Source organism: Nitrospira lenta, from assembly GCF_900403705.1.
Classification (GTDB): Bacteria; Nitrospirota; Nitrospiria; order Nitrospirales; family Nitrospiraceae; genus Nitrospira_D; species Nitrospira_D lenta.
Genome location: NZ_OUNR01000014.1, coordinates 1 through 653, shown reverse-complemented (window position 1 = coordinate 653; position 653 = coordinate 1). Strand labels below are relative to the sequence as shown.

Annotated in this window: 1 protein-coding gene; it reads left to right on the top strand. The window is 60.0% G+C overall.

What is annotated here, in order from left to right; all coding sequences use genetic code 11:
- Positions 1–653 (top strand): putative Ig domain-containing protein (locus NITLEN_RS09705; protein ID WP_146216155.1); only part of this gene is annotated, 653 nt, incomplete at both ends.

Here is a 653-nt window from a genome sequence, read left to right as displayed (position 1 = left end):
AGGGACCTGGCTCCTATCCCATCACCTTCTCCGTGACCGACGGCATCGTGACGACGAGCGAGGTAGTGACCATCACGGTGGCAGAAGTGAATGTGGCACCTGTTTGGGGCATGATCACGGACAAAATGGTGAACGAAGGCTCGCTGCTGACCTTTACGGCTGCAGCGACCGATGCGGATGTTCCGGCACAGTTCGTGACCTATAGCCTCGCAGCTGGGGCTCCGGCCGGGGCGGCCATTGATGCCACGACCGGGGTGTTCAGCTGGACGCCAACTGAAGCGCAAGGTCCGAACGTTTACACCCTGACGGTTAACGCGACTGACGGGATTGTCACCGTCGGTCAAGCCTTCACCATCACGGTGAACGAAGTCAATGTCGCGCCGGTCTTGAACGCGATTGGGTCGAAGACGGTGAACGAACTGACCGAGCTGCGCTTTACTGTCTCGGGCAGCGATAGCGATGCCCCGGCTCAACCGCTTGTGTACAGTGCGTCCGGCTTGCCGGCCGGTGCGAGCTTCAATGTGGCCACGCGTGAATTCGTCTGGACACCGACGGAATCCCAAGGCCCTGGCTCCTATCTCATCACCTTCTCCGTGACCGACGGCATCGTGACGACGAGCGAGGTAGTGACCATCACCGTGACAGAGGTGAAT